This is a genomic window from Rhizobium leguminosarum bv. trifolii WSM2297 (genome assembly GCF_000271845.1).
The window spans coordinates 2,103,391-2,127,525 of record NZ_JH719393.1 but is presented as its reverse complement, the minus strand read 5'-3'; the positions used below and the strand labels follow the sequence as shown (position 1 = coordinate 2,127,525).

At 60.4% G+C, this 24,135-nt stretch carries 21 protein-coding genes and 1 pseudogene; 8 read left to right on the top strand and 14 right to left on the bottom strand.

Translation table 11 applies throughout. The annotated features are described in order from the left end of the window. Positions 1-48: 48 nt before the first annotated feature. Complete coding sequence (locus RLEG4DRAFT_RS64295) at positions 49-1,065, bottom strand: NADP-dependent oxidoreductase (RefSeq protein WP_003575365.1); 1,017 nt, start codon at positions 1,063-1,065, stop codon at positions 49-51. An 89-nt stretch (positions 1,066-1,154) separates the two neighbouring features. On the opposite strand from RLEG4DRAFT_RS64295, the gene RLEG4DRAFT_RS64290 reads away from it, so the two are divergent. Continuing rightward, complete coding sequence (locus RLEG4DRAFT_RS64290; protein ID WP_003575366.1) at positions 1,155-2,057, top strand: LysR family transcriptional regulator; 903 nt, start codon at positions 1,155-1,157, stop codon at positions 2,055-2,057. Positions 2,058-2,449: 392 nt separating this feature from the next. On the opposite strand, the gene RLEG4DRAFT_RS64285 is transcribed toward RLEG4DRAFT_RS64290, so the two are convergent. After that, on the bottom strand, positions 2,450-3,349 hold the full coding sequence (locus RLEG4DRAFT_RS64285; protein ID WP_003575368.1) for an AraC family transcriptional regulator: 900 nt from the start codon (positions 3,347-3,349) through the stop codon (positions 2,450-2,452). A 99-nt stretch (positions 3,350-3,448) separates the two neighbouring features. Here RLEG4DRAFT_RS64285 and RLEG4DRAFT_RS64280 point away from each other — a divergent pair, with 99 nt between their 5' ends. The 3 genes and pseudogenes from RLEG4DRAFT_RS64280 to RLEG4DRAFT_RS64270 all read left to right on the top strand — a co-directional run. After that, a complete protein-coding gene (locus tag RLEG4DRAFT_RS64280) occupies positions 3,449-4,207 on the top strand; it encodes an SDR family oxidoreductase (RefSeq protein ID WP_003575370.1) in 759 nt (252 codons plus the stop codon). Positions 4,208-4,246: 39 nt separating this feature from the next. Further along, positions 4,247-5,269, top strand: a complete 1,023-nt coding sequence (locus tag RLEG4DRAFT_RS64275; protein WP_003575372.1) for an alpha/beta hydrolase family protein — start codon at positions 4,247-4,249, stop codon at positions 5,267-5,269. Positions 5,270-5,355: 86 nt separating this feature from the next. Beyond that, positions 5,356-5,587: pseudogene (locus RLEG4DRAFT_RS64270) on the top strand (electron transfer flavoprotein subunit beta/FixA family protein); the annotation flags it as partial. Between the two features lie 485 nt (positions 5,588-6,072). Here RLEG4DRAFT_RS64270 and RLEG4DRAFT_RS64265 read toward each other — a convergent pair. Beyond that, positions 6,073-6,996: a LysR family transcriptional regulator gene (locus RLEG4DRAFT_RS64265; RefSeq protein WP_003575374.1), complete on the bottom strand. Its 924-nt coding sequence runs from the start codon at positions 6,994-6,996 to the stop codon at positions 6,073-6,075. Positions 6,997-7,093: 97 nt separating this feature from the next. Between RLEG4DRAFT_RS64265 and RLEG4DRAFT_RS64260 the strand changes: the two genes are divergently transcribed. Further along, entirely contained in the window at positions 7,094-8,179 is a 1,086-nt protein-coding gene (locus RLEG4DRAFT_RS64260) for an aldo/keto reductase (protein WP_003575376.1), read from the top strand. 364 nt (positions 8,180-8,543) lie between these two features. On the opposite strand, the gene RLEG4DRAFT_RS64255 is transcribed toward RLEG4DRAFT_RS64260, so the two are convergent. The 7 genes from RLEG4DRAFT_RS64255 to RLEG4DRAFT_RS64225 form a co-directional block, all read right to left on the bottom strand. After that, positions 8,544-9,752 (bottom strand): MFS transporter, encoded by a 1,209-nt coding sequence (locus tag RLEG4DRAFT_RS64255; RefSeq protein WP_003575378.1) that lies wholly within the window; start codon positions 9,750-9,752, stop codon positions 8,544-8,546. A gap of 58 nt (positions 9,753-9,810) precedes the next feature. Beyond that, on the bottom strand, positions 9,811-10,800 hold the full coding sequence (locus tag RLEG4DRAFT_RS64250) for an AraC family transcriptional regulator (protein WP_003575380.1): 990 nt from the start codon (positions 10,798-10,800) through the stop codon (positions 9,811-9,813). A gap of 150 nt (positions 10,801-10,950) precedes the next feature. Then, positions 10,951-12,132 carry a M20 aminoacylase family protein gene (locus RLEG4DRAFT_RS64245; RefSeq protein WP_003575381.1) on the bottom strand — a complete coding sequence of 394 codons (1,182 nt, stop codon included), beginning with the start codon at positions 12,130-12,132 and terminating at the stop codon, positions 10,951-10,953. Between the two features lie 74 nt (positions 12,133-12,206). Next, complete coding sequence (locus tag RLEG4DRAFT_RS64240; RefSeq protein WP_003575383.1) at positions 12,207-12,986, bottom strand: amino acid ABC transporter ATP-binding protein; 780 nt, start codon at positions 12,984-12,986, stop codon at positions 12,207-12,209. After that, on the bottom strand, positions 12,983-13,939 hold the full coding sequence (locus tag RLEG4DRAFT_RS64235) for an amino acid ABC transporter permease (RefSeq protein WP_003575385.1): 957 nt from the start codon (positions 13,937-13,939) through the stop codon (positions 12,983-12,985). The genes RLEG4DRAFT_RS64240 and RLEG4DRAFT_RS64235 overlap by 4 nt, the downstream gene beginning before the upstream one ends. Next, the gene (locus RLEG4DRAFT_RS64230; protein ID WP_003575387.1) at positions 13,936-14,826 is read right to left on the bottom strand and encodes an ABC transporter substrate-binding protein; all 891 of its coding nucleotides are present in this window, start codon (positions 14,824-14,826) and stop codon (positions 13,936-13,938) included. The genes RLEG4DRAFT_RS64235 and RLEG4DRAFT_RS64230 overlap by 4 nt, the downstream gene beginning before the upstream one ends. Positions 14,827-14,859: 33 nt before the next feature. Then, positions 14,860-15,840 carry a hypothetical protein gene (locus RLEG4DRAFT_RS64225; protein ID WP_003575389.1) on the bottom strand — a complete coding sequence of 327 codons (981 nt, stop codon included), beginning with the start codon at positions 15,838-15,840 and terminating at the stop codon, positions 14,860-14,862. A 102-nt stretch (positions 15,841-15,942) separates the two neighbouring features. Between RLEG4DRAFT_RS64225 and RLEG4DRAFT_RS64220 the strand changes: the two genes are divergently transcribed. Beyond that, positions 15,943-17,271: a PLP-dependent aminotransferase family protein gene (locus RLEG4DRAFT_RS64220; RefSeq protein ID WP_003575391.1), complete on the top strand. Its 1,329-nt coding sequence runs from the start codon at positions 15,943-15,945 to the stop codon at positions 17,269-17,271. 343 nt (positions 17,272-17,614) lie between these two features. Here the strand turns inward: RLEG4DRAFT_RS64220 and RLEG4DRAFT_RS64215 are convergent, their stop codons facing one another. From RLEG4DRAFT_RS64215 to RLEG4DRAFT_RS64200, 4 genes are all read right to left on the bottom strand, one after another. After that, positions 17,615-19,456: a type II toxin-antitoxin system HipA family toxin gene (locus RLEG4DRAFT_RS64215; protein ID WP_003575393.1), complete on the bottom strand. Its 1,842-nt coding sequence runs from the start codon at positions 19,454-19,456 to the stop codon at positions 17,615-17,617. 168 nt (positions 19,457-19,624) lie between these two features. Beyond that, positions 19,625-20,479, bottom strand: coding sequence for a transglutaminase family protein (locus RLEG4DRAFT_RS64210; RefSeq protein ID WP_003575395.1), 855 nt, complete (start codon positions 20,477-20,479; stop codon positions 19,625-19,627). A 690-nt stretch (positions 20,480-21,169) separates the two neighbouring features. Continuing rightward, a complete protein-coding gene (locus RLEG4DRAFT_RS64205; RefSeq protein ID WP_003575400.1) occupies positions 21,170-21,406 on the bottom strand; it encodes a hypothetical protein in 237 nt (78 codons plus the stop codon). Between the two features lie 84 nt (positions 21,407-21,490). Continuing rightward, the gene (locus tag RLEG4DRAFT_RS64200) at positions 21,491-21,673 is read right to left on the bottom strand and encodes a DUF3606 domain-containing protein (protein WP_003575402.1); all 183 of its coding nucleotides are present in this window, start codon (positions 21,671-21,673) and stop codon (positions 21,491-21,493) included. A 508-nt stretch (positions 21,674-22,181) separates the two neighbouring features. Between RLEG4DRAFT_RS64200 and RLEG4DRAFT_RS64195 the strand changes: the two genes are divergently transcribed. After that, positions 22,182-23,090: a Ku protein gene (locus RLEG4DRAFT_RS64195; RefSeq protein WP_003575404.1), complete on the top strand. Its 909-nt coding sequence runs from the start codon at positions 22,182-22,184 to the stop codon at positions 23,088-23,090. A gap of 11 nt (positions 23,091-23,101) precedes the next feature. Then, complete coding sequence (locus tag RLEG4DRAFT_RS64190) at positions 23,102-23,911, top strand: Ku protein (protein WP_003575407.1); 810 nt, start codon at positions 23,102-23,104, stop codon at positions 23,909-23,911. The last annotated feature ends 224 nt before the right edge of the window (positions 23,912-24,135 follow it).

Genomic DNA, 24,135 nt, shown 5'->3' with positions numbered 1-24,135 from the left:
TTGAAGTTGCGCCCGGTCTCTGACGATCGGCTGACCGAGGGCCTGAGATTAGGCGACGCTGAAAACGAGCTTGCCCTGGATACCGCCCTGCAAGGCGCGCTCGTGCGCAGCCGACGCTTTCGACAACGGATAGGTGCTATCGATGACGATACGAATGGTGGCGCTGTCGAGCAATCGACCAGCCTCCGCCAGTTGCGTGCCGTTTGAGCGAACCTGTGTCGATGACACCGTGATCCGGCGCTCGGCAGCCTTATCCCGGCCCGAGAAGCCCAAAGGGTTGACCAGGAAGAGCGCTCCCCCCGGCTTGATGACCGACAGGAAACGCTCCATGTTCGGGCCCCCGACGGTATCGATCACAAGGTCCACATCTTGCGCCACCGCCTCGGCCGCCGCCTTGGTGTAGTCGATAAACTCTGCCGCACCCAGACCACGAAGAAGTGCCTCATGCTTTCCGGATGCAACAGCGATCACCCGTGCACCCTTCCATTTCGCCACCTGAACTGCGAGATGCCCTACGCCGCCGCCTGCGCCATTGACCAGAACCGTCTTGTCCTTGAGCGGGACCGGCGCATGGTGGAATGACTGGAACGGGTTGGGTGCATCATGGCCGAGATCGATTAGAAACTGCCAGGCTGTGAGCAACGACATGGGTGTACCTGCTGCCTGGATGTGATCGATGCCCACAGGCTTCAGGGCAAGCTCAGATGCGGGGACAGAGACATATTCGGCATAGGCGCTGCTGCCCCTCATCAGGTCTTCAGGGAACCGCACCATCGCATAGACGTCGTCGCCGACGCTAAACCCTGAAACACCGTCGCCCACCGAAGCCACAACACCCGAAACATCGGTGCCAAGGATCAGGGGGAAGGTCGGATCAGGCTGCCATTCGGGCGGTAACGCCCGGTAGCCGTCGCGCAGATAAAGGTCAGGTGGATTAATGCCGGCTGCGCGCACGCGGACAAGCACTTCGCCGTTCAAGGCTACAGGCCGGGGCGCATCCTCATACCGCAAGACTTCGGGCCCACCGAATTCGTGCAACCGCACTGCTTTCATCATCTCAGTCATCACAGCCTTCGTTCACTCTGTTTTCGTCACCATTAGATATGACGGAATGAGGGTGTTGATAATGCCTCCCATTTCGCTTTAATAGTGCCATGAAGGAACAAATCATCTTTGAGCGTCTGACCGGCTTGATCGCATTCGCTCGAGCTGGCTCTTTGGGTAGCTTCACAGCTGCGGCCCGTTCTCTGTCCGTCTCGCCTTCGGCAATCAGCAAGAGCGTCCAGCGGCTGGAGGAGCAGCTCGGCGTCTCGCTGTTCACGCGCACGACACGCTCTCTGACACTAACGGCGGAAGGGCGTGACATCCACGGACGCGCACTGCAGCTCCTGCGCGATGCTGAAGAAATTGAGCAGGTGGCAAAGACGGCGCGTGGCGAGCCGGCCGGCACATTGCGCATTGCAGCGTCGTTACCGATCGGCCTTCATGTCATTGCGCCGGCTCTCCCGCAGTTTCGAAAGCGCCATCCGAAAGTCACGATCGACCTCAGATTAAGCGACCACATGGTGGACCTTGTCGAGCAAGGCATCGATATGGCTGTGCGGATCGGCGACCTTGCTGACTCGCGCCTTCTGTCGCGACGACTGTCGGGGCATAGGCTTTGTTGTTATGCTTCCGCCGAGTATCTCGCCCTTCGCGGGACCCCCAAGCATCCGGACGAACTGGCGGCCCACGAAACCGTCAACCTTCGCTATCAAAGCAACGGCCAGATGTTTCGGTGGCCGTTCCAGATCGGAGAGCGGGAAATCGAGATCGTGCCATCCTCCAGCATCATCGTGGATACAAGTGAGGCTGTCATAGCAACGATCGCTGCGGGTGGCGGAATCGGAATGGGCACCAGCTTCATGGCTGCTCCTTGGGTCAAACGCGGGGAGTTGATGCCGGTTCTGTCCGGTTTCGCCGTGGACCGGCACAACATCATGGCAGTTTGGCCGGAGAGCCGCCGCAGCAATCCGGCTGTTCGCGCCTTTCTCGACGCGTTAATCGATCTACTTTAGTCGCGGGCGCGCTAATAACGGACATTCGGCGGCAGGCTCGAATTGGAGATCACCGAGGCATCGCAGTTCGAAGATCGCGCCGATGTGGCCAGTCGAAGCGCTGACGTCGCGTGGTGTCAGACTGGCGATGGACGACTATGGCAACGGTTATTCGCAAATGACTTCGGGCGTTACCCCCTAACAAGGTGAAAATAAGTCGCAGCTTTGGCACCTCACTCGATAACGACCTGTTGCCGAGTTCATCATCGACCACGCCCTGGCTACCCTCAATACAGGCGCGGTGGGCAGATTTTTTTCGATGGTGAGACCGTTGCGGCGTAGATCTGTGTGCGTAAGTGAACATCGCAAGGCTCGCGGAGGGCCGCATCGCCTTGGCTCGTTCCGATGCCGCTTCACGCTGCCGCGCCTTCCCGGGAATAGGCTCCGGGTGGCTTTCCGACATGGCGGGTGAACGCGACGCTGAAGGCGCTCGCTGAGCCGTAACCGACGCGTTGTGCGATCTCGGCCGTTGCGACATCCTTGCGCAGTAGCTCCTTTGCGAGCGCCATGCGCCAGCCGGTGGCATATTCCATCGGGGCAACGCCAACCTCTCGGCGGAACCGCTCGAAGAAGGTCGACCGGGACATGGCGGCAGCCTGCGCCAAAGCCTCTACGGTCATGCCGCGGCCTGGATCCTCGTGGATCCGCCGCAGAGCGGGGGCCAGCAGCGGATCGGCCATGCCTCGCAGCAGGCCGGGCGGGACCACCGCCCCGCCCGCCAAACGTAGGGCCTCAATAAGCAGGACTTCGAGCAGTCGGCGCAGAACCATGTCGCGGGCGGTCCGGTCGGCTCTTGTTTCATCGTTGATCATCCGGACAAGAAGCGTCAGGCGTTCCTCGCCCCTGATGTGGATAACCTCCGGCAGGAGCGAGACGAGCAGTGCCTTGTCATCCGAGCCGAAAGCACAATGACCGACCATCGCCACGATCTCCGCCGGCACATCCGGGTCCCCCAGCCGGAAAGCGCCCGGACTGGTCTCGAGGCGCTTCGCAGTGACCCCGCGAGGCGGTGGTTGCAGGCTGCTCATCGTGAACGAGAAGATCTCCGGAACCAGCACGAAGTCGCCGGCAGTCAGTCGCATTGGCTCACGGCCGGTGATGGTCATCAAACAGTGCCCGTCGACCACGGCACAATAGAAGGGGCTTCCAAGCTCCTTGCGCTCGACGAGCCACCGACCGCCTCCCGTCACCAGCTTGGAGATGGAAGGGCTTGGCTTGAGGAGAGCGACGACTTCGGCAATCGGGTCGGCCATTAATTCGGACTTTTGCTAAAACATTCCGGACAACTGACTATAGCAAGTCCGTCTGATGTCGTCCATCTCTAGGCAAGTCAATCATTCAGGAGACATGACATGCCAAAGATCCTTGTCACCGGTTGCTCTTCCGGCTTCGGCCTCGCAATCGCGCAGACATTCCTTTCAGAGGGGTGGGACGTGGTGGCAACCATGCGCACACCGCAGAGTGACCTGCTCCCCGCAAACGACAGGCTCAAGATTCTGGCGCTGGATGTGACCAGTGCGGAAAGCATCGAGAAAGCCGTCGACAATGCCGGGCCGATCGATGCTCTGGTCAACAATGCGGGCGTCGGCATGCTGAACGTGCTTGAAGGAGCGGAGATGGCGAAGATCCGCGAATTGTTCGAGACGAACGTCTTCGGCGCCATGGCCATGACCAAGGTAGTCCTGCCGCAGATGCGCGAACGCGCCTCGGGCGTGATCGTCAATGTCAGCTCCAGCGTCACCATCAAGCCGCTGCCGGCGCTCTCCGTCTACAGCGCCAGCAAGGCAGCGCTCAATGCCTTTACCGAAAGCCTTGCCCTCGAGGCTGCTCTGTTCGGGATCCGCGCCAAGCTCGTTCTGCCGGGTTCTGCACCCACAACCAGCTTCGGGAAGAATGCCGTCGGGCGCATGGGGATGGATATACCCGAGCCCTACGGCGCCTTTGTTCACGACTATCTGACGTCGCTGCGGTCCGGCACCGAATTCACGACGCCGGAAGACGTGGCTGAAGCCGTCTGGCGTGCTGTCACGGAGCCGGACGCGCCCAAGAAAATTCCGGCTGGTGCCGATGCGCAAACCTGGTTCCGCGAGGCCGGCCATCCTGTCGCGTAAGTGCGACGAACAAGAACCCACACTTTAGGATATTCCGACATGAACAACCTCATCGATCTCGCAAAACGTATTCCGACACCCGAAGCCAGTCTCACGATCGCCTATACGCCGATCCGCCTTCCGATGGACGGACGGCCGCCGCTGGAATTGCGCCTGACTGCCCCGTCAACAGGCGATCGCTTGCCTATCGTGCTGTTGTCGCATGGGTTCGGACCTTCCAATTACATTCCGTCAAAGGATGGCTATGCGCCACTCGCGCAATTCTGGGCAGAACGTGGTTTCGCGGTGATCCAGCCGACCCATGCGAGTTCGCGCGTTGGCGGATTGCCCGCAGATGCACCCGGAGCGCCGTTCTTTTGGCGCGAGCGCGTCGAGGAGATGAAGGCGATCCTCGACCAACTGCCGAAGGTGGAACGCCAGTCGCTGGCGGTTGCCGAACGTTTGGATCACGCGCGGGTCGCTGCCGCCGGTCACTCTTTCGGCGGTCACACGGTTGGGCTGCTGTTGGGCGCGCAGTTGAATGGAGAAGATTTCTCCGATCCCCGGATCTCGGCGGGCATTTTGCTCGCTACTCCCGGACGCGGCGGCATGGACATGACGGAGGAGAGTGCCGCCCGGTTTCCGTTCTTCGACGTCGATTTCTCGACGCTGGCCACGCGCAGCCTCGTCGTCTGCGGCGATGCTGACGATCCTCACTTCACGACGCGCGGGCCCGACTGGCATGCGGATGCCTTTCATGATGCGCCGGGCGCTGACGCGCTGTTGACGCTTCACAGTGCGGGGCACGGACTGGGCGGTATCGCAGGGCTCGACGCCAAGGAGACTGAGATCGAGGCGCCGGACTTGCTGGAAGCGACTAAACGGCTGACGCTGGCCTGGCTTCGGACCGCGATGAGTGTCGAGCCATGTGCATGGGAAAGAGCCTGCGCTGCGATCGAGGGGCCTTCCTCCGCGCTTGCGCATGTCGTCGTCCGGCAGGATAGAATGCAGGTTGAGAATAGGCCGGCAGCTAACCTTTCAACGGCCGATCGTTCACACGACCCGACCGTCGCGTTTAGTTGAGATACGCATTGATCGCCTCCGAATGTTGTTGAAGCGCGTTCCTTTGCCCGGCGTTGCGCTTGGAGCCGATGCCTCCCATGAGGACTTCTGGCGGCCCGTTCGACGAGAATTCGGTCGAGAGACCCTTCGCCCGAAGGAAGCCGGCAAGGCCGAGGAAGTGGTGGTCGTCTCGATCGGTGCGGCCAAGAAAACACTGCGCGCGGCGCTCGCCAAGGGCGCCGACCGTGCCTTCCTCGCCGGTGACCAGGATGCGGTCGAGCCGCTCACTGTGGCAAAGATCCCAAGGGAGTTGGCGACGCCGAAAAGCCGGGGCTTGTCAAGTGGATGGTCTACGAGATGCGCCTCATGGCTGAACGCTACGTCAGCGACGGGTTGATCCCAGAGGCGGGTGACGTTGATCGTTTGACGAAGAAGGGCTGCCAGCATCTGACCGGTAATCGTCGTCGATCGTGCTTGCCGACGATAAAGATCCTTGGCCGGCCGCTGCATTCTTACCGCGAACCGCTCTACGTCGCGGCGCTTTCGCTCGTTGGAACGGCTAGGCACGGATCTCCTCGTTAGATCCCGGGTTTGGTTTTGGAATATGACAAACGCATTTCAAGTGAGGGGGCCGGAGCCATCACAACGTGCGCTCTTCCGCTACGTAGCCGAAACCCCTGATGTTCTGGAAAAGGAAATTGGCGACAACAGGTTTTTTGGCAGGAGACGCGACCGTGGCGGACACTACATTCGCGATTTTCCAGACGGTTCGAGAGCGTTTCGATCAGCCGTCTGGATCGACATACCTCGCCCTGATGCATGGTTTAAAAACTTTGTGTCTCTGGAGGCGGTCTAAGAGATTTGCCGCGAACAAAATCGACGAAGGCACGCAGCGGCGGCGGCATCTGGCGCCGGCTGGGATAATAGAGGTGAAAGCCCGGGAACGGGGGTGTCCAGTCGTCAAGCATGCTGACGAGCCGGCCCGCGACGAGATGTTCCGCCACGTAATAATCGAAGAGATAACCGATGCCGACGCCATCCAGCACGGCCCGCAGCATCAGGTCGTTGTCGGTGGTGATGAGCGGCCCCGAGACGGCCACATCGAGTTTCTCGTCGCCGCGTTCGAATTCCCAGTGATAGAGGCTGCCATCCGTCGGCCAGCGGGAGGCGACGCAAGCGTGGTCGCGCAGATCGCGCGGCGTTTGCGGCATGCCGTGGCGCGCGATGTAGTCGGGCGAGGCGATGACGACGAGCCGCATGTCACCGCCGAGCTTTACGCTTACCATGTCCTTTTCCACCATCTCGCCCAGCCGGATGCCGGCATCGAACCGACCGGCGACGATATCGGAAAGTTTGTCATCAACGATAATGTCGATGACAATATCGGGGTAGGCTGCATTGAAGGGAGCAATCAACGGCGCCAGCGTGTGCGTGATCGCGACCCGAGGTGCGTTGATGCGCAGGGGACCGGCCGGCTTATCGCGAAGCGCCGTAACATCGGCTATCGCCTGGTCGAGATCAGCAAGCGCGGGCAAAAGCCGGGTAAGCAGCCGCTGGCCAGCCTCGCTCGGCGCCACGCTGCGCGTCGTGCGGTTGAGCAGCCGGATACCCATCCGTTCTTCGAGTGTGCGGATCGTCTGGCTGAGCGCGGAGGCCGACATGCCGAGCCGGGCGGCCGCGCGGCCAAAATTGCCGTGTTCGGCAACTGCGGCAAAGGCCCTGAGCTCTGCATAGTCGCTGCCGCGCATTATGTAATCTTTTCTAAAGAAGGCATGCCGATAATGTAGCATTGTTGTCAGTATCGGCAAGGCGCATCTTCTGTCTGCAACACAGGAGATTTATCCCATGTCAGATAAAACAACCAACACACTGTCCCTTGACCGCTATCGTCTCCTCGGCCGTTCCGGCCTGCGCGTCTCGCCGCTTTCGCTCGGCTCCATGACCTTCGGAACCGATTGGGGCTGGGGTGCCGATGAGAAGGAATCGCGCCGCATGTTCGACGCCTATGTCGATCGCGGCGGCAATTTCATCGATACCGCCAACCAGTACACGGGCGGCACCTCGGAAAGACTCGTCGGTCGCTTTGCCGAAGGGCGTCGCGACGAGCTTGTCATCGCCACCAAATATACTATCACCTCGCGCCCGAAGGATCCCAATTCCGGCGGCAATCACCGCCGCAGTATGGTTCGCTCTGTAGAAGACAGCCTGAAGCGACTGAACACCGATTATATCGATCTCTTCTATCTGCACGCCTGGGACTTCACGACCTCGGTCGAGGAGGTCATGAGGGGGATGGACGATCTCGTTCGTGCCGGCAAGATCGTCTATGCCGGCATTTCCGACACGCCGGCCTGGCAGGCGGCGCGCATGCAGACGCTGGCCGACCTGCGCGGCTGGGCGCCCCTAGTAGCACTGCAGATCGAATATAGCCTAATCGAGCGCACGGTTGAGCGTGAACTGATCCCGATGGCGCTTGAACTCGGCCTCGGCGTTATCCCCTGGTCACCGCTCGGGATGGGCGTTTTGACAGGGAAATACAGCCGATCAGATCTTGACATCGGTGCGGGCACAGCAAGTGCGGTCGGCACCCGCAAGAATGTGGCTGCCGGCAACGGTTCGCTGACCGAGCGCAGCCTCGGAATCGCCGATGTCGTGAAGCAGGTTGCTGCCGAAATCGGCAAGACGCCGGCGCAGGTGGCGATCGCCTGGACGCTTACCAACCCTGCCGTGACTTCGCCGATCATGGGTGTGAAGACAATAGCCCAGCTCGAAGACAATCTCGGTGCGCTCGATATCGAATTGTCGGATGAGCATCGCGCCCGGCTCGCCGAGGCCAGCGCCATCGTTCTCGGCTTCCCGCATGATTTCCTCGCCAAGCCACTGACGCGCGGCGTCATGTTCGGCGAAGTGACCGTCGAGCCCCGGCGCTGAGGACAATCGGTCGATGCGGAAAAACGGGGCGATGATCGAAGAATCGAACGCCGCCCGTTCAAATGCATTACATCGCTGCTAAAACTCGAGACAAACATGGCTGCAAACGCACGTGTCCAAATACGGTATAGATGCCGAAGTTCGGGATCAGGCTTCCGCCGTCCTTGAGAACATGGGCCCATCGGTCAAAGCTGAAGGGTGGGAGTCCCTCCTTCTCGCGGACCGCCTCGCGTCCAGATTACCGGCGGTCTTATATCCGGAGCAGAAAGAGCGGCCTCGGCCAGGCATGCGGCGTGCCTGGCCCGTTAATATGGAGAACTCCACAGCACCTTTCGTACGTTTGCAGGTGATGCTCGACCCGGAATCAGCTGCGAGGCTGCAGCAGCGCCAAGACGACCGTCGACGCAGCCAGGGCAGCGGTGAGGGTCAATGGACCAATAGCGCCGTAATGATCGACGATATAACCGCCGAAAACCGCGCCGATACTGATGGCCACCTGAAAGGACACGACCATCAGGCTGCCTGCCGCCTCCAGCGCATCGGGTGCCCCGCGGGAAAGATTGGTCGGCAGCACCACCGGCGCCATGCCAAAAGCGAAGCCCCAAAGTGCAACGAGGGCGAACGCGATGCCGGCATGAGCGCCTGCAAGCACGAGAACGAGCGCCGCAAACGCCATCAGCACCGCGGTGACAGCGAGGGCCACTGCAATACTGGCGTCGGCCATTCGGCCACCGGCAACATTGCCGATCACAGAGGCGATACCAAACCCAAGCAGCGCCAAGGCGATCGATCTGGTGTCAAGGAGCGTCACTTGTTCGAGAAAGGGACGCACATAAACCGAGCCGGCGAAATGCCCCGTCATCAGCAAAAGGATGGCAAGCATCCCAAGTTGAATGCCGCGCCGGCGTGTCAGTCGGAAAACGTCGGCGAGACTGTTGCTGGTGCTTGCCGGCAGTGTTGGCAAGCTGAGTGCCTGCAGGAGCATGGCAATCGCGGCAAGCCCGGCGGTCATCGCCATGGCGCTGCGCCAGCCCAACCAGTCGCTGATCAATGCGCCCATCGATGGTGCCGCTATGGTGGCGAGCGACACGCCAAGGGTGACAATCGACATGCCCCGACCTGTCGCATTGGCGCCGACCAGCCTCGCCACCACGGCAACCGAAAGTGCCCAGAAACCGCTAAGCGCGATGCCCAGCCCAGCCCGGCCCAACAACAACAGCCAAAAATCGGTCGCTAACGCAGCAAGAATATTGGAGCCGACCGCCAGCGCGCTGAGACCGACCAGCACTGCCTTTCGGTTAAGTCTGCCGATGAGAACATTGCTCAACAGCGCCGTCACGGCGCCGACGGAGGCGGTAGCAGTGACGACCTGTCCGGCTGTTCCCTCGCTGATCCCGAGATCGCGGGCCATTGGCGTCAGAAGGCCCGCCGGCAGGAATTCAGCCGATACGAGCGCAAAGCTGGTGGCCGCCATCGAAAGAACGGCAAACCAGGTCGCCGCGGGCCATGCGGATTGATCGGCTGTCTCGAGCTCAATTGTTGCACCCTCGAGCTGTGATGTTGTGTCCGTCATCGAAGCATCTCCTATGTTGGGAGATTTCATAGACGAACTTTCGGGGACGATATGTGTCTTATAATCCGAAATTCATGTCCGTTCGTCCGGAACTTGTGCGGCGCACAAAACCCGGCGAGACGCGGGTGACGCGCTTGAAGGCACGCGCGAAGGATGCCTCAGACTCATAGCCTAACCGGGAAGCAACTTCGGCAACGGACAGGCCGCTTTGTCCCAGCAGCTCGCGAGCAAGTTGCATACGCAGACGGGCAAGATAATGCGCCGCGCCTTCTCCTAAAATAGCGCTGAAGCGCTCGGCGAAAATTGAGCGCGACTGGCCTGCCACGCCGGCGAGGCTTTCGAGCGTCCAGTTTTGCCCCGGGTCTCGGTGCATGGCCGCCAAGACACGACCGATGTGGGGATCGCGGATGGCGGCGAGCCAACCGGTGGTCGACCCTCCGCTGCAATTGACCCAGCAGCGGATAAGCCGGGCAGCAAGCAAATCCGCCATGCGCGACAGGACAGTCGCGCTTCCCATTTGGGGCTGTGTCGCCTCGGCCGACATAGCGGCGAGCAGCGGGGCGACGATCGGATCGTTGCCGGCTACATCGCAGCCCTTGATGATTGGCGGCATCAGAGCGATCAAGGGGTTGAGCGCATGGGCGCCCAAGGCCATGGAGCCGCAGAAGAGAGTGCTGGCCGCACCCGTTCCTTCCCGCACCACTTCGCAGACATTGCTCCCCAACTTTGTTATCTGACAGCTTTCAAGCGAGTCGCCCTCAACATCTGGTGCACTGGCCAATCGATGCGCAATGCCTTGCGGCAGCAGCACCAGATCGCCATTGTTCAACTCCTGCCACCCTTGAGGTTCGGTATGGATCCAGCATGGACCCTGGCTGACAAAATGAAAACGAAGCAGCTGTTGTTGCGGAAACGCGATGCTCCAGGGATGTCTGAGTTCGCAGCGTCCATAGTTGACGCCACTCAAGCGAAAGTCTTGCAGGACTTCGCTAAGGGCATCCATCGGGATATTTGACGGCGTCGACGGTCGAGACGAATGATCAAGCATACCGTTGATCTAGGTATAAACCGTCTGGGATTCAACCAGGTGACCTCGTCAACACGTCTTCGCGTACTGTTTTTTGAAATTTCCAATGTAGTCGCCGCAAACTGCCTCGTCGCCGGCGGGCCTGCGGGCGCAATGCGCTGTCGAGAGAGCCTATTCGTCGAGGTAGCGTTCGGTCAACCGCGCCCACATCGCAGCGCCTGCCGTCAGACTTCCGTCCGCGAAGTCATATTTGGCGCTATGCAGGATCGCCGAGTTGACGCCATTACCGAGACGCAGAAAGGCGCCGGGCTTGTGCTCGAGGAAATGGGAGAAGTCTTCGCTGCCGGGAATGAGGGCGCAGGTCGTCACCTTGTCGGCACCGACCAGTTCCTCGGCAACCTTCCAGGCAAACTCGGTCTCGGCTTCGGAATTCACGACAACGGGATGGCCGCGGACGTAATCGATCTCCGCCTTGGCGCCGAAGCCATCGGCAACGGATTCGGTTAGCTTGCGGATGCGCGCTTCCAGAAGCTCGCGCACCTCGGGATCGAACGAGCGGATGGTCATCAGGAGCTTGGCGTTCTCGGGAATGACGTTCGACGCCTCGCCGCTATGGATCGCGCCCACGGTCACCACGGCCGTCTGCGTCGGGTCGACACTGCGCGACACCACGGTCTGAAGCGCGACGACGAGGTGGCAGACAACGACAACGGGATCGATTGTCAGGTGCGGGCGCGAGGCATGCCCGCCCTTGCCCTTTATCGTAATCTCGGCCGTATCGGCGGCGGCCATCAGCGGGCCGGAGCGCATCAGGAAGGTGCCTTCGGGGGCGCCGGGATGGTTGTGCATGCCGTAGATCACGTCGAACGGGAAACGCTCGAACAGGCCGTCGGCAATCATCGCCGGGGCGCCGCTGACTGCACCTGCCTCTTCGGCCGGCTGGAAGATCAGCGTCACGGTGCCGTAGAAGCGGCGGGTGCGGGCCAGATACTCGGCGGCGCCGAGTAGAATGGTGGTGTGGCCGTCATGGCCGCAGGCATGCATCTTGCCCGGCACTTTGCTGGCATGGTCGAGTCCGCTCTGCTCAGTGATCGGAAGCGCGTCCATATCGGCGCGGATTGCGATGCTCTTCTTGCCGCTGCCTACTGTCATGCGAGCAACGACGCCATGGCCGCCGACATTGCGTGTCACCTCGTAACCCCAGGCCTCCAGCTTTTCGGCGACGAAGCGCGCGGTTTCGGTCTCTTCGAAGGAAAGCTCGGGATTGGCGTGCAGATGGCGGCGGATCGCCGTCAGCTCGGCTTTGGCAGGCTCGAAATCCGAAAGGCTGGCATAGTCGTTTGTCAGGTGCATGGCGGTTCCGGTCTTGCATGGGCTCCCCGCCGCGGCTGCGGCGGGCGGTTGAAGGGGAGGGGGAAGATGCCGCGCTAGATGACGCGCGACAGGAAGCTGCGGGTGCGCGGGTGCTGCGGATTGCCGAGCACATTCTCGGGCTTGCCCTGTTCGATGACCTTGCCGCCGTCCATGAACACGACGCGGTCGGCCGCTTCGCGGGCAAAGCCGATCTCGTGGGTGACGACGATCATTGTCAGGCCCTGATTGGCGAGGTCACGCATGGTGGCGAGCACTTCGCCGACCAGCTCAGGGTCGAGCGCCGAGGTCGGCTCGTCGAAGAGCATCAGCTTCGGCTTGATCGCCAGCGCGCGGGCGATCGCCACGCGCTGTTGCTGGCCGCCGGAAAGCTGGCGGGGGTAGTTATCAGCCTTTGCTGAGAGGCCGACACGTTCGAGCAGGCGCTTGGCATTTTCCGTCGCTTCCTTGCGGCTTTCACCGTGGATGCCGACGGGGGCCTCGATGATGTTTTGCAGCGAAGTCATATGCGGGTAGAGATTGAACTGCTGGAACACCATGCCGATCTTGCGGCGCTGAAGGGCTACGGCGTGATTGGAAAGCTGCACCAGCTTGCCGTTGCGGAAGCTGTAGCCGATCTGCTCGCCATCCACCTCGATCGATCCCTGGTTGATCGCTTCAAGGCGGTTGATACAGCGCAGGAAGGTCGATTTGCCCGAACCCGAAGGCCCCAGGATGACGACGACTTCGCCTGGGGCGACGTCGAGATCGATGCCTTTCAGAACCTCCAGCTGGTCGAAGGATTTGTGCACGTTGCGGGCCCGCACGAGCGGTTCGACGGTCGCGGTCGTGTTCATTGGCTCGCCTCCTGTGTGCCAGCAAGTGCCGGTGCCGGCATGGCGGCTTCCTTTTCGGTATTGGCGCTGCCGGTGCGCCGGTCACCACGGCCGTAATAGCGCTCGATATAGCCCTGGCCGATATTCAGCACCGAGGTGATTAGCAGGTACCAGCTGACAGCGACGAGCAGCATCGGGATGACTTCGAAGGTGCGGTTGTAGATCGACTGGACCGAGTAGAGCAGGTCGGCCATGGCAATGACGCTGACGAGCGAGGTCGCCTTGATCATGCTGATCAGCTGGTTGCCGGTCGGCGGAACGATCGAACGCATCGCCTGCGGGAGGATGATGCGGCGGAGCGCCCTTGCCCGGGTCATGCCGAAGGCTTCAGCGGTCTCGTACTGGCCCCTGTCGACCGACAACAGACCGCCGCGGATGATCTCCGCCATATAGGCGGACTCGTTGAGAGCAAGGCCGGCAATGGCCGCCGTCATCGGGCTGATGACGGAATTGGTGTCCCAACTGATGAAGGTCGGTCCGAAGAAGGGGATGCCGATCGACAGTGTCGGGAAGAGGGTGGAAAGATTGTACCAGAAGATCAGTTGCACCAGCAGCGGCGTGCCGCGGAAGAACCAGATGAACAGCGAGGCAAGCGAGCTTGCGAGACGGTCCTTCGACATGCGGGCGACGGCGAGCAGCAGGCCGATAACGACGCCGATGATCATCGCTACAACGGTGAGGCCAAGCGAGACGTAGAGGCCGCTGATGACGACAGGATCGAAGAAATACTGGGCGACGACGGGCCAGCCGAAATTCTCGTTTCCGGCAACCGACCAGGCGAAGTAGGCGGCAATCACCAGGACGACAATCCAGGCCGCGACACGACCGGCCGGGAAAGGCTTTTGGGCATGCGCCACATCCCGTGCGGCCGCATCGCCGGGTGGCGACGCGGTGTTCATGATATCAATGCTCATTTCGGCAATGTCCCGCCGAGGTTGACGCCCGGCTCCTTGATCATGTTGTTCTCGAGGCCCCACTTCTTCATGATGGCGGCATATGTGCCATTATCCATCAGAAGCTTGACTGCGTCACGCAGCACCGCGCTGAGCGGCGAGCCTTGCGGAACGACGGCGCCCTGGTAGAGCGCTTCGAATCCGTTCTTCTGACCGACGCCGGTGAGCTCCAGCTGGCCTTTGGCCTGCGACACGAAATAGGTGAGCGGCGCCTGGGAGGAGAAGAAGGCATCCGAACGCTTGGAACGGACAGCGAGGATCGAGCTCGGCTGATCGGTGAAGGACTGGACTTCGATCGGATCCTTGCCATCGGTCTTGCACTTCTCGGCCTGGACCTGGATGACCTTTTCTGCCGAGCCGCCAGCCATGACGGCGATACGGTTGCCGCAGGCGGTGTCGAGGGAGGTGATCGCCTTCGGGTTGCCCTTCTGGACCGCGAAAACCACGAATTCCTGGACCCAATCGACGAAGTCGTTGGCCTCTTCACGGCTCTTGAAATCGCCGATGGGGCCGAAGGCGAACTGGTAGCGGCCGGAGTTAATGCCAGTGAGGAGGGCGGGCAGGCCGCCGACCGTCTCATGCTCGATCTTGATGCCGAGGATCTCTCCGAGCGCGTCGGTCAGGTCGGCGCTGGCACCGGTCATCTCGGTGCCGGTGACAATCTCATAGGGAGGGAAGGAACCGTTGTTGACGGAAATCATCTTGCCGGCGGTGCGGATCGCCTCTGGCAACTTGGCCTTCAGTTCCTCGTTGACCGAGAGTTTCGGCAGGCTTGCTTCTTGGGCGAAGGCTGCTCCGGAGAGCATGACGCCGGCCAGCGCAAGAGTGGTCATTTTCTTCATTTGCATGGTCATTCCCCTTTTTGATTGTGCGTTTGGGTCTCAGGCGGCAGCCGCTATCGGCTTGCCGTCAGGATCGAGCGGAAACAGTTCTTCCGGCGTCATCAGCCGCGGCAGGATACCCTGCGCGTGCAGTTCCCCGGCGAAGTCGGCGATCATCTTTCGGTTGGGCGCAAAACCGCTCGCGTTCCAGCTTTGCGGCAGTTCGGCGGCGCATTTCAGCAGTTCGTCGAACATGAAAGGCGTCGTCTCGGCATATTTCCGCCGTTTGGAAAGCCACATGCGCTGCGATTCATCGATCAGGCAGCTGAGCTCCTCGATCACCCAGGGATGTTCGGTGGCGATGGCCGACTTGATGCCGATCAGGTGCATGCCGGGCACATAGCCCACGTCGTCGAAATAGCGACGTTCGGCACCGCGGAAGTCGGATAGCAGCTGTCGGAAAGGCGAGCTGCTGGCGAAATATCCTTCCGGCATGAAGGGTGTGAAGATCGCATCCAGCACACCTTCCTTCAGCAGGTCGACCATCGGCCGTTCGCCGGGGGCCGCTTCGATGCGGCCGGGACGGCCGAAACCGTCGAGGCGGTCGATGACGGGATGCGCGTCGGTCAGGCGGCCGGCGTACCACCGCGCATCCTCGACCTCGACGCCCTCACGGCGGATCGCGGCACGCGTCCAGGTGTTGCCGGAGTCGCGCCAGCCGGTCACGCCGATGCGCTTGCCGGCGAGATCGCCGAGTTCTTGAAGCTTGCTGTCCTTGGTCGTGACGATGCAGCGATGGCGGAAGCCGCGCATGATGAAGTTCGGAATGCCGGTGACGCTTTCGTCGCTGTCGATGCGAAGCTGCGTGTAGCGGCTGAAGGACATTTCCGCGGCATCATATTCGTCGCTCTTGCCAACATGCGAGATCAGCGTGCCCACACGATCGACCTTGATGTCGAGCTTCGGCGACGAGACGTCACCGAGAACCAGCGGGGTCATGTAGTCCCAGTCACGAAGGGCGAGGCGGAGCGTCAATGGCATCGGAATTTCTCATTTAAAAGCTTGTTTTCGAAATGGGTAAATGTTCAAATCAGATTGATCAAATGTTATTACGTTATTGAACATTTAAAAAATGGCGCGAAAATGAGCGAGATTAAGGGCGCAGCCTGGTTTGCTGAAAATTTGAATGATCGTACGATTCGCGGAATCGCGATCCAAACCAGTGCCTTGATCCGGGCCGGAGCCCTGCCTGTGGGTACCAAATTGCCGGCGATCCGCGACCTCGCCTTTGCGCTCGGAATTAGCCCGGCAACCATCTCGGAAGCCTGGAGCGAATTGCGGCGGCAGAAAATCATCAGCGGTCGGGGCCGAAACGGTACCTGGGTGAGCGGCGACCGCTTCATCGCCAAGCCGGAGCGTCTGGCAAGCGTTGGTGATTATGGCGAGGGCGTTCTGGATCTGACGGCAGCAGTGCCGGATGTCCGGCTGCTGCCGAAACTTGGCGAGGCGATGGCCCATGGCGCGAATGCGGAGAATGTGAACAGCTACCAGCGCAGCCGCATTCTGCCGGAGCTCGAAGAAGCTGTCAGGCGCTCTTGGCCATATCAGCCGGAAGCATTCCTTGCGACAAATGGCGGCTACAATGCCGTCTATACGCTGATCCATGCCCTAGTGACGCCGGGCGCTTCGGTCGCAATCGAAATGCCGACGGGCATGCGGCTTCTCGATATTCTCGAAGATCGCGGGGTCCGTATCCTGCCGATCCAGTGCGACGGCGAGGGACCCGTGCCGGCATCGCTGGAGGACGCGATGAAGTACCGGCCGGCCGCCTTCATCTTCCAGCCGCGCGTTCACTCCGTCACCGGTCAAAGCGTCAGTGCCGCGCGGATAAAAAAACTGGGCGCGATCCTCGAAGATAGCGATACGCTGATCGTGGAGGATGACGGGGTGGCCGACATCTCGTCGGCGCAGCGCCACTCGCTCGGCTCACTCTATCGCGACCGTGTCATTCACATCCTGTCCTTCTCGAAGACGCACGGGCCCGACCTCAGGCTCGCCGTATTGTCCGGTTCGCGGGCACTGATCGAGCAGATCCAGTCCTACCGCGCCTTCAGCGCCGGATGGACGAGCCGCATCCTGCAATCGGCCGCGGCCTGGCTGCTGCGCGATCCGGCAACGGACGAGACGCTCTTGCGAGCCCGCGACCTCTACCTCAAACGCCGTGCGGCACTCATCGATGCGCTGGCCGAGCGCGGCGTCGAAGCCGCCCATGGCGGTGGCCTTTGCGCCTGGATCCCAGTGTCCTCGGAACCATTTGCGCTGGTCACGCTCGCAGCGAGGGGCATCGCGGTTCATCCGGGAGCGAAATTCTCGGTTCTGCCGAGCAGCCACCTGCGTGTGGCGACGGCCAATTTGACCGATCGCTGCCAGGAAGTCGCCGACGGCATTGCGCTCGCCGCCGTGCATCGGTGAAGGGGGCGTTATTCGCCGGGGGGCGGCCGGTGGCGAGTTCCATCTTGCGGAATAGTATCATGGGCGAGAACCGATGATCGCGATCCTTAATAGGCGTAACTTTATTAGCGATCCGTCCGCGCCCACCTGCCCAACCGGGCGGTTTAGATCGAAGAAGGCGATCACGCCGCATTGAAAGGCTTTGACGCCGCTGCCTGGCTGAACTGATTTGAAAGATGCGGGCCTGCGCCGAGGCGAGACGCTTTTCCGCCCGCTCATGCAGCCGCCGATCATTCAAATCCTTGAATGCCGGTCCACCGGCGCAATCTGCGACTTCGCGCATCAGAAACTGGAACCGCGACACTTATTCAAAAGTGGCCAAGCGCTCGCGAACAATCTCCCGCATCTGAGACGCCCGTTCCGCGCCGACTGAACCGTCTTTCAGCGGGTCCGGCAAAGCAAGTTCATCTAGCCCGCGCGCAAGCGCCGCCGTCATTTCATCCATAGTGGAATCCGCAGCCGCCGCCGGGATACCCGCCGTCGCCGCAAAACGCCTGAAATCCGCCCTCTTTAACCGTTCGTCCTTGCCGCTGATTTTGAGAGCCATGTGGTCGTTCTGCAGGTTCGGAAACACCCGCGTCGTCACTGCGTCGTAGAGCGGTGCCATGCGGACCGAGCCAAAATCTCCGCGGCCTGGCTCTGCGATCTTCAATACGGCCATATTCTTGAGGTGCATGTCGCCATCCGCGATCAGCCATGCGAACAATGCCCGCCTCAAAACCACTAGCAGGTCAGCGTCGGCGTCCGTGGAAAGCGGGCGCAGCGCGGACGCGATCCGTTCCATGGTGCCCGTGTATTTGTCTTCAGGCCGGACGCCCAGAACGGACGCCATGTCCTCGAGCGCCAGACGGCGGATATCGTCAAGGCTGGTGCGGACATCGAACCGCTCAACCGCAAGCGCATGGGGCATTCCATCCGGCATAGCGACGAGCGCAATGGCTGGGACTATGAACCCGGCCGCCCGGCCAAGTTCCATGGATTGCCATTCGATCGCGGGCAGCGCCTCGAACCCCGATGTTCCGGCGGGTTTGAGAATATGCGTGAATGGTTTGTTCGCGCTGGGCATCAGGGCGCCGTCCGCATCGAGGAACATCGGCGCCTTGATTTGCACGCCTGACAGGCGCGGTGTCGCGCCCGTCGCGAAGATTTTTGCCAGGTTCTGTTCGAACGTGTCCTGGATGTCGCCGCGGCCTGGACCGGCATAGGTCCCTGTGAACAAGTGATTTGCCGTGAAGCCATTCAGCCTTGTCAGCAAAACATCGGCCGGAAGGGTCGGCAGTTCGCTTGCCCGCTCCACAATCGTGATGTTCGACATGTAGCGCTTGCCGGTACGCAGTTCCGCCCGCTCATCGGGGCTGTTCAATACCCTGCTCAGCCAGCCTTCCGGCAGCAGTGATTCAATGAAGGGAGGCAATCTGCCGGGCGCAGTCTGGCGCACGAGCGGGGGGCCGTCCGGATCGGACGCCTTCCATCGCCATTCAAAGCCATCATGCGCCAGGTTGCCGATCGGCGCCCCGTGCCACGCCACGATCAGGTCGAGCGCGGCCTGGTTGGTCACTGCCATGGCGGCCGCCGGCGTCCGTTTGAGGAAACGCTCGGCCGCACTGCCTTCGTCAAGCCAGTCATTGTCGCGGGCAAGCTTGAACACTGCATCGGCTGCGTTCTCCGGACTCCCGTATTCTTCAATCAGCCGCGCAACGATTGCCTCTTTCATGTCGTCGTCGAACGAGGCCGCATGCTCACTGCGAATGCGGAAGGCCTCCAGAAAACGCTGGCGCAGCGAAGATACGTCCACGCGGAACTCGCCCAGGTCGTCGCCGACGGCAGCCTGCGCGACAGAAGGGCGGTCCGGCGCTTTATTCTGAATGATTTCGAGCGTCCTGATGCGCTGCCGCTGCACGCGACGGCCGGTCAGGAACAGGCGACCGTCGCGCATCGGGCCGAGCAGGACAGCGCTGGCAGCCGACAGGTAGGCGTTCGGATAGAGGTATTTGGCGATGCGTACAGCATGGGTCCGTACCGTCTGGTCTATATTATCGTCGGCATCGACGTAGATACCGCGCATGAGATGGACCAATTTCCCGGCCTCCGCTTGGCGGTGACCACGCACTTTATCAATGTTTTCGCCGACCAGATAAAGGGACATGATGTAACTTTCGCGTATTTCAGATACGGGAAAGTTACATCATTTATCTGGAATTTCAAGAAATGAAACTTTCGCGTATCTCAGATACGCAATAGTTTCAATTTCGAAATCTCTTAATCGGGTCGATGACCTGGCCATAGGGCAGTCGAGGGCCGGCCATCTCCCACGCTATTCTCGTATCTCGACCACCTTGACCGACACGTCCATTTCCACGAAATCTTGCGGCGTTCCAGCATATCCGCCGGTCACAGGCATGATCTGGCCATTGTTGCGGGCAAACGCCACGGAAATGAGACAGGCTGCTCCCACCCTGCGGTGGGTGGGATCAAACGCGATCCAGCCTGCTCCGGGGAGATAGACTTCCGCCCAGGCATGCGTCGATCCGCCGTCATCGACCGAGGCTTGAGGGTCGTAGAGATAGCCGGAGACAGCACGGGCACCGAAGCCCAGGCAGCGCACCGCCTCGATGAAGAGCGCCGCAATGTCCCTGCATGAGCCGCTTGCGAGTTCAAGTGTTTGTTCGGGCGACTGCGTGCCTTCTTCATCTCGGATACGGTAGGTGACCTTTGTGAGAATGCCGGCGTTCAAATCCTTGAGGAGTGACAGCGTGTCGGTCGGGTTGCTGCGCACAAACGCTCTTGCCCAACCCGACACCGCGCCACCGGAAGAGGTCGCAACAGCAAATGCGCCAAGGTCGGTTTTGTCTTCGCTTGAATAGGTGAAGGGATAGGTGTGGGCCGAAATGTCGATATTGAAAACAGGCCAAGGGTCGGCGGTCTGCTCGACAACGGCGTCACTGGAGATCATCAATTCCGAGGCTTGTTCAGAAAACGTCACCGTGGCTATCGTGTTGCCGAAAACGTCCTGCGCCCAGTCGATCGATCCCCGCGCAGAGCAGTCGATTCCGAAAGACAAGGTTCGAAGATGTTGGGCGGTTCGGGGCGACAGTATCAATCGGTGCGCAAGCAGCCCGACGGGTCGGGCGTAACGGTAAAGTGTTCGATGCTTGATCTGAAGTTTCATTATGGTCTCCCGAACATCGTAGGGTCCGGCTCAGCGAAGGCATGGGCTATCGAAACGACACCCGCAACCGGGCTCCCGTTGCGGGCGCGATCGTGGCCATGGCGCTCCCACGCTCGGCCGATCCCAACCAATTTCGCGTCGCCCCTCGGATATAATCTGCTGTGACTGAAATCCGACCCTCGGTTGTGGCGAGGTCGGGTAGCGGACCGAGCCGGTGAACTCTGCGGCAGCTGAGCATCTTTGAGTGCCGCCTGGGTCACGACGACGCATGCTGGGAGGAGCTGCCCGCCCATAACCACCATGCCGTTGTCGCCGATCAGGTTGAAACGATTGGGAAGAACGTCCAGCGACATGCATGCTCCTTTCCGGAGTTGCAGCCTTCTAACATGCTGTGCGTTCCATTGATACGCAGCACATTCTTATGGCGGCTGACCATTCTTTTCCGCGATCGCCTGAAGCGCTGCGGGCGGGGCTGCGGGATCACGCAGGCGATGGCTGAATCGGCCAACCGCAATTCGTGGGGAACGAGCCGCGGAAAATCGCTTTCGCCATTCGAGCGTGCGCGCATAGTCCTCATCCCTTCAAGAAGAGCTTCGCTAATCCTCAGACGATTGCACTGTATGATAGCTTGTAAGACCCAGGCGCGCGTGAACATCAGGCCGTCAGATTGGCTCGGAACCTGCGGCCGAATCAGTGCACAGAGTAGGACGACGGCGCGTTGATGCGAGTGGCGGCCAGCCCGACATAGGTCCCGATCAAGATCGTTGCCATCACCTCCACCGATCGGCAACCGCGGTCGTAGAGCTCGATCGCCGCATCGCAGAGAAACGACGACACCTGATCGTCCCATTCGACCTCATAGTACCGATACCATTCTCGGACAGCTTTCGACATGATGCGATAGTCGTTCGGATTGTCCCTTGTCATGGAAGACCTCAGAAAGGCTCCTGCTTCGACGTGGCGAGCTGAGAGATCGCCGGGTTGATCTTGAGGCCGGGATTGGCGCTCGGATTAGCGCCGGCCGATTTCGGCTTCGACCTTCTTACGGGAGTTTCCGGCGCTCTTGACCGCTTTTTTGACGGTATCCTTCGAGACGCTTTCCTTCTTCGCTTCGTATTGCACCTCGTGATCCTGGCCGCCCGCCACGCGGGCGCGATCTTGTGCGCGGCCTCGGGATGTCTGTGTCGTTGCCATCGAGTTTCTCCCTTGATGAAGTTCGCAAGAGAAACTCGCTACGATTCCAGTGGTTCCTCGACACAACGACTGTCCGTCATACTGCGCTTGAAGCGACGGCCGTACCCGCTATGCATTGTCGAACGAAGTGAATGAGGATGACGATGCGGTACCTATGGACACTGGAGCGCGACGGGCGGGAATCACGCGGTGGTCTCGATACTGGCGATGCCTTCATCGAGTTTCTCCGCACCGAGGAACCACCAGGATCATGCAGCCGGATTGGATCGTGACCACGCGTCAGATGGAAGAACAGGATCACGGTGTTGCCGTTCATTCCTCGCCTCTCGGTTGGACGCTCCGCGCAAAGCCCATAGCGTAACTTCTGCTCAACCATCAGACACGGTTTCAACCCGGAATCAATCTGTGAACGCAATTCCATAAGTTATTGAAAATTGATTCGTTTCGAGTCGGAACGAATCATCCTGAGACGTCTTTGAGTCGCGACAAGGTGATTCGGAGAAACGTCATGGCAACAGGGCATCGCGCGCAGTGGAAGGGCTTCGTAAAATTCGGTGAGGTCTCCTTCGGAGTAGCGCTTTATACGGCGGCAAGCACGTCAGAGCGCATTACATTCAACACGATCAACAAGGCATCCGGGAACAGGGTGAACCGCATCTTCATCGACAGCGAGACAGAGGACCCGGTTCCGAAGGAACAACAGACAAAAGGCTTCGAGATCGAAACTGGCCAGTACATTATCATCGATCCAGAGGAAGTTGCCGCGACGATCCCGGAAAGCAACAAGACCCTCGAGATTGATGCCTTCATTCCCTGCTCAGATGTGGACGACGTCTATTTCGACAAGCCCTACTACCTGACCCCTGACAAGGTGGGTAGCGAGGCCTTCGCAGCTCTGCGCGACGCCATGAAGAAGTCGAATGTCGTCGCCATAGCGCGCACGGTTCTCTTTCGGCGAATGCGGACCGTGCTCATACGGCCGCATGGCAAAGGCCTTATCGCGACGACCATGAACTATGACTACGAGGTACGCTCGTCGAAGAAGGCCTTTGAAGAAATCCCCAAGCTGAAGATCGAGGGGGAGATGCTCGATCTCGCCAAGCATATCATCGGTACCAAGAAGGGTACCTTCGACCCTGCGACCTTTGACGATCGCTATGAAGCCGCGCTCGCCGACCTGGTCAAGGCTAAGATAGAGGGCAAAGCGTTGCCGAAGCCGAAGAAGGTCGAAGTGTCGAAGCCGAACGATCTTCTCGCGGCCCTCCGCGAAAGCGCAGGGATGATGAAGGCCACCGCGGACAAGCCGAAACGCACTGCCGCCAATGCCAATCAGGGCACTGGTCGACAGCGCGCAACACGCGGAGCAGCTTCCAAGGCCATTTCTACTGGGACCGCGCCGCGTCGCAAGGCAAGCTGAGGAGATTGACCATGGCACCGCGCTATTATTGGAAAGGCTACCTGAAGCTCTCGTTGGTCACGTGCCCTGTCGCGATGACCCCCGCGACCAGCGAGAGCGAGAAGGTTCGCTTCCACACCCTCAATCGCGATACCGGAAACCGGGTCATCTCGCAGTACGTCGATTCCGTCACGGGCAAGCCGGTGAAAGACGAGAACGAGGCCAAGGGCTACGCACGCGGCGAGAACGACTACGTGATCCTCACCGACGACGATCTGGACAGGGTGGCGCTCGACACTGTGAAAACCATCGACATTGAAAAGTTTGTCCCGGCCAACAGCATCGATTGGGTCTACTTCGAGAAGCCTCACTATCTGACGCCTGACGACGCGGTCGGAAACGAGGCTTTCGCCGTAATCAGGGACGCAATGAAGGCCGACAAGGTCGTCGGTGTTTCGAAGCTCGTAATGGGTCGTCGCGAGCGTGCCGTCATCCTCGAGCCGCGCGACGAGGGCATTGTTTTGTGGTCGCTGCGGTTCGGCGACGAAGTACGTCCAGAGGAGAGTTACTTCGAGGACATCGAGGCCGAAGCCGACCCCGATCTCATTCCCCTTGTCCAGAAACTCATCAAGCAGAAGTCAGCCCGCTGGTCGACGAACATGGTCAGCGACCCGATCCAGGCCAGCCTTCTGAAGTTGATCGAGGAGAAGAAGAAGCTGCTGAAGCCCAAGAAGACCGCAAAGGGTAAAACAGCGACAGCGCCCGCATCGAACGTCGTCAACATTATGGACGCATTGAAAAAGAGTATCCAGGCCGACCTCAAGGGCCGGAAGGCGGGGTGACTACATCTGACAGACACCGAGGTAGTCCATCAACATAATGGTCGGTGGATCGATCTCGTTGGTGACGCGGTCACGTCCACGTCCGACGGCGCCGGCTTCGACCGGAAAGTTCTGGGAATCGGGCGAAGCTCCACCAAGGCCATATTTCAAAATCGAAGCGAGGTGACGCCGCGATGTTGCGTGGTAGTAGGGCGTTGGGTACCTGGTGCGTTCTGCATCGGCAG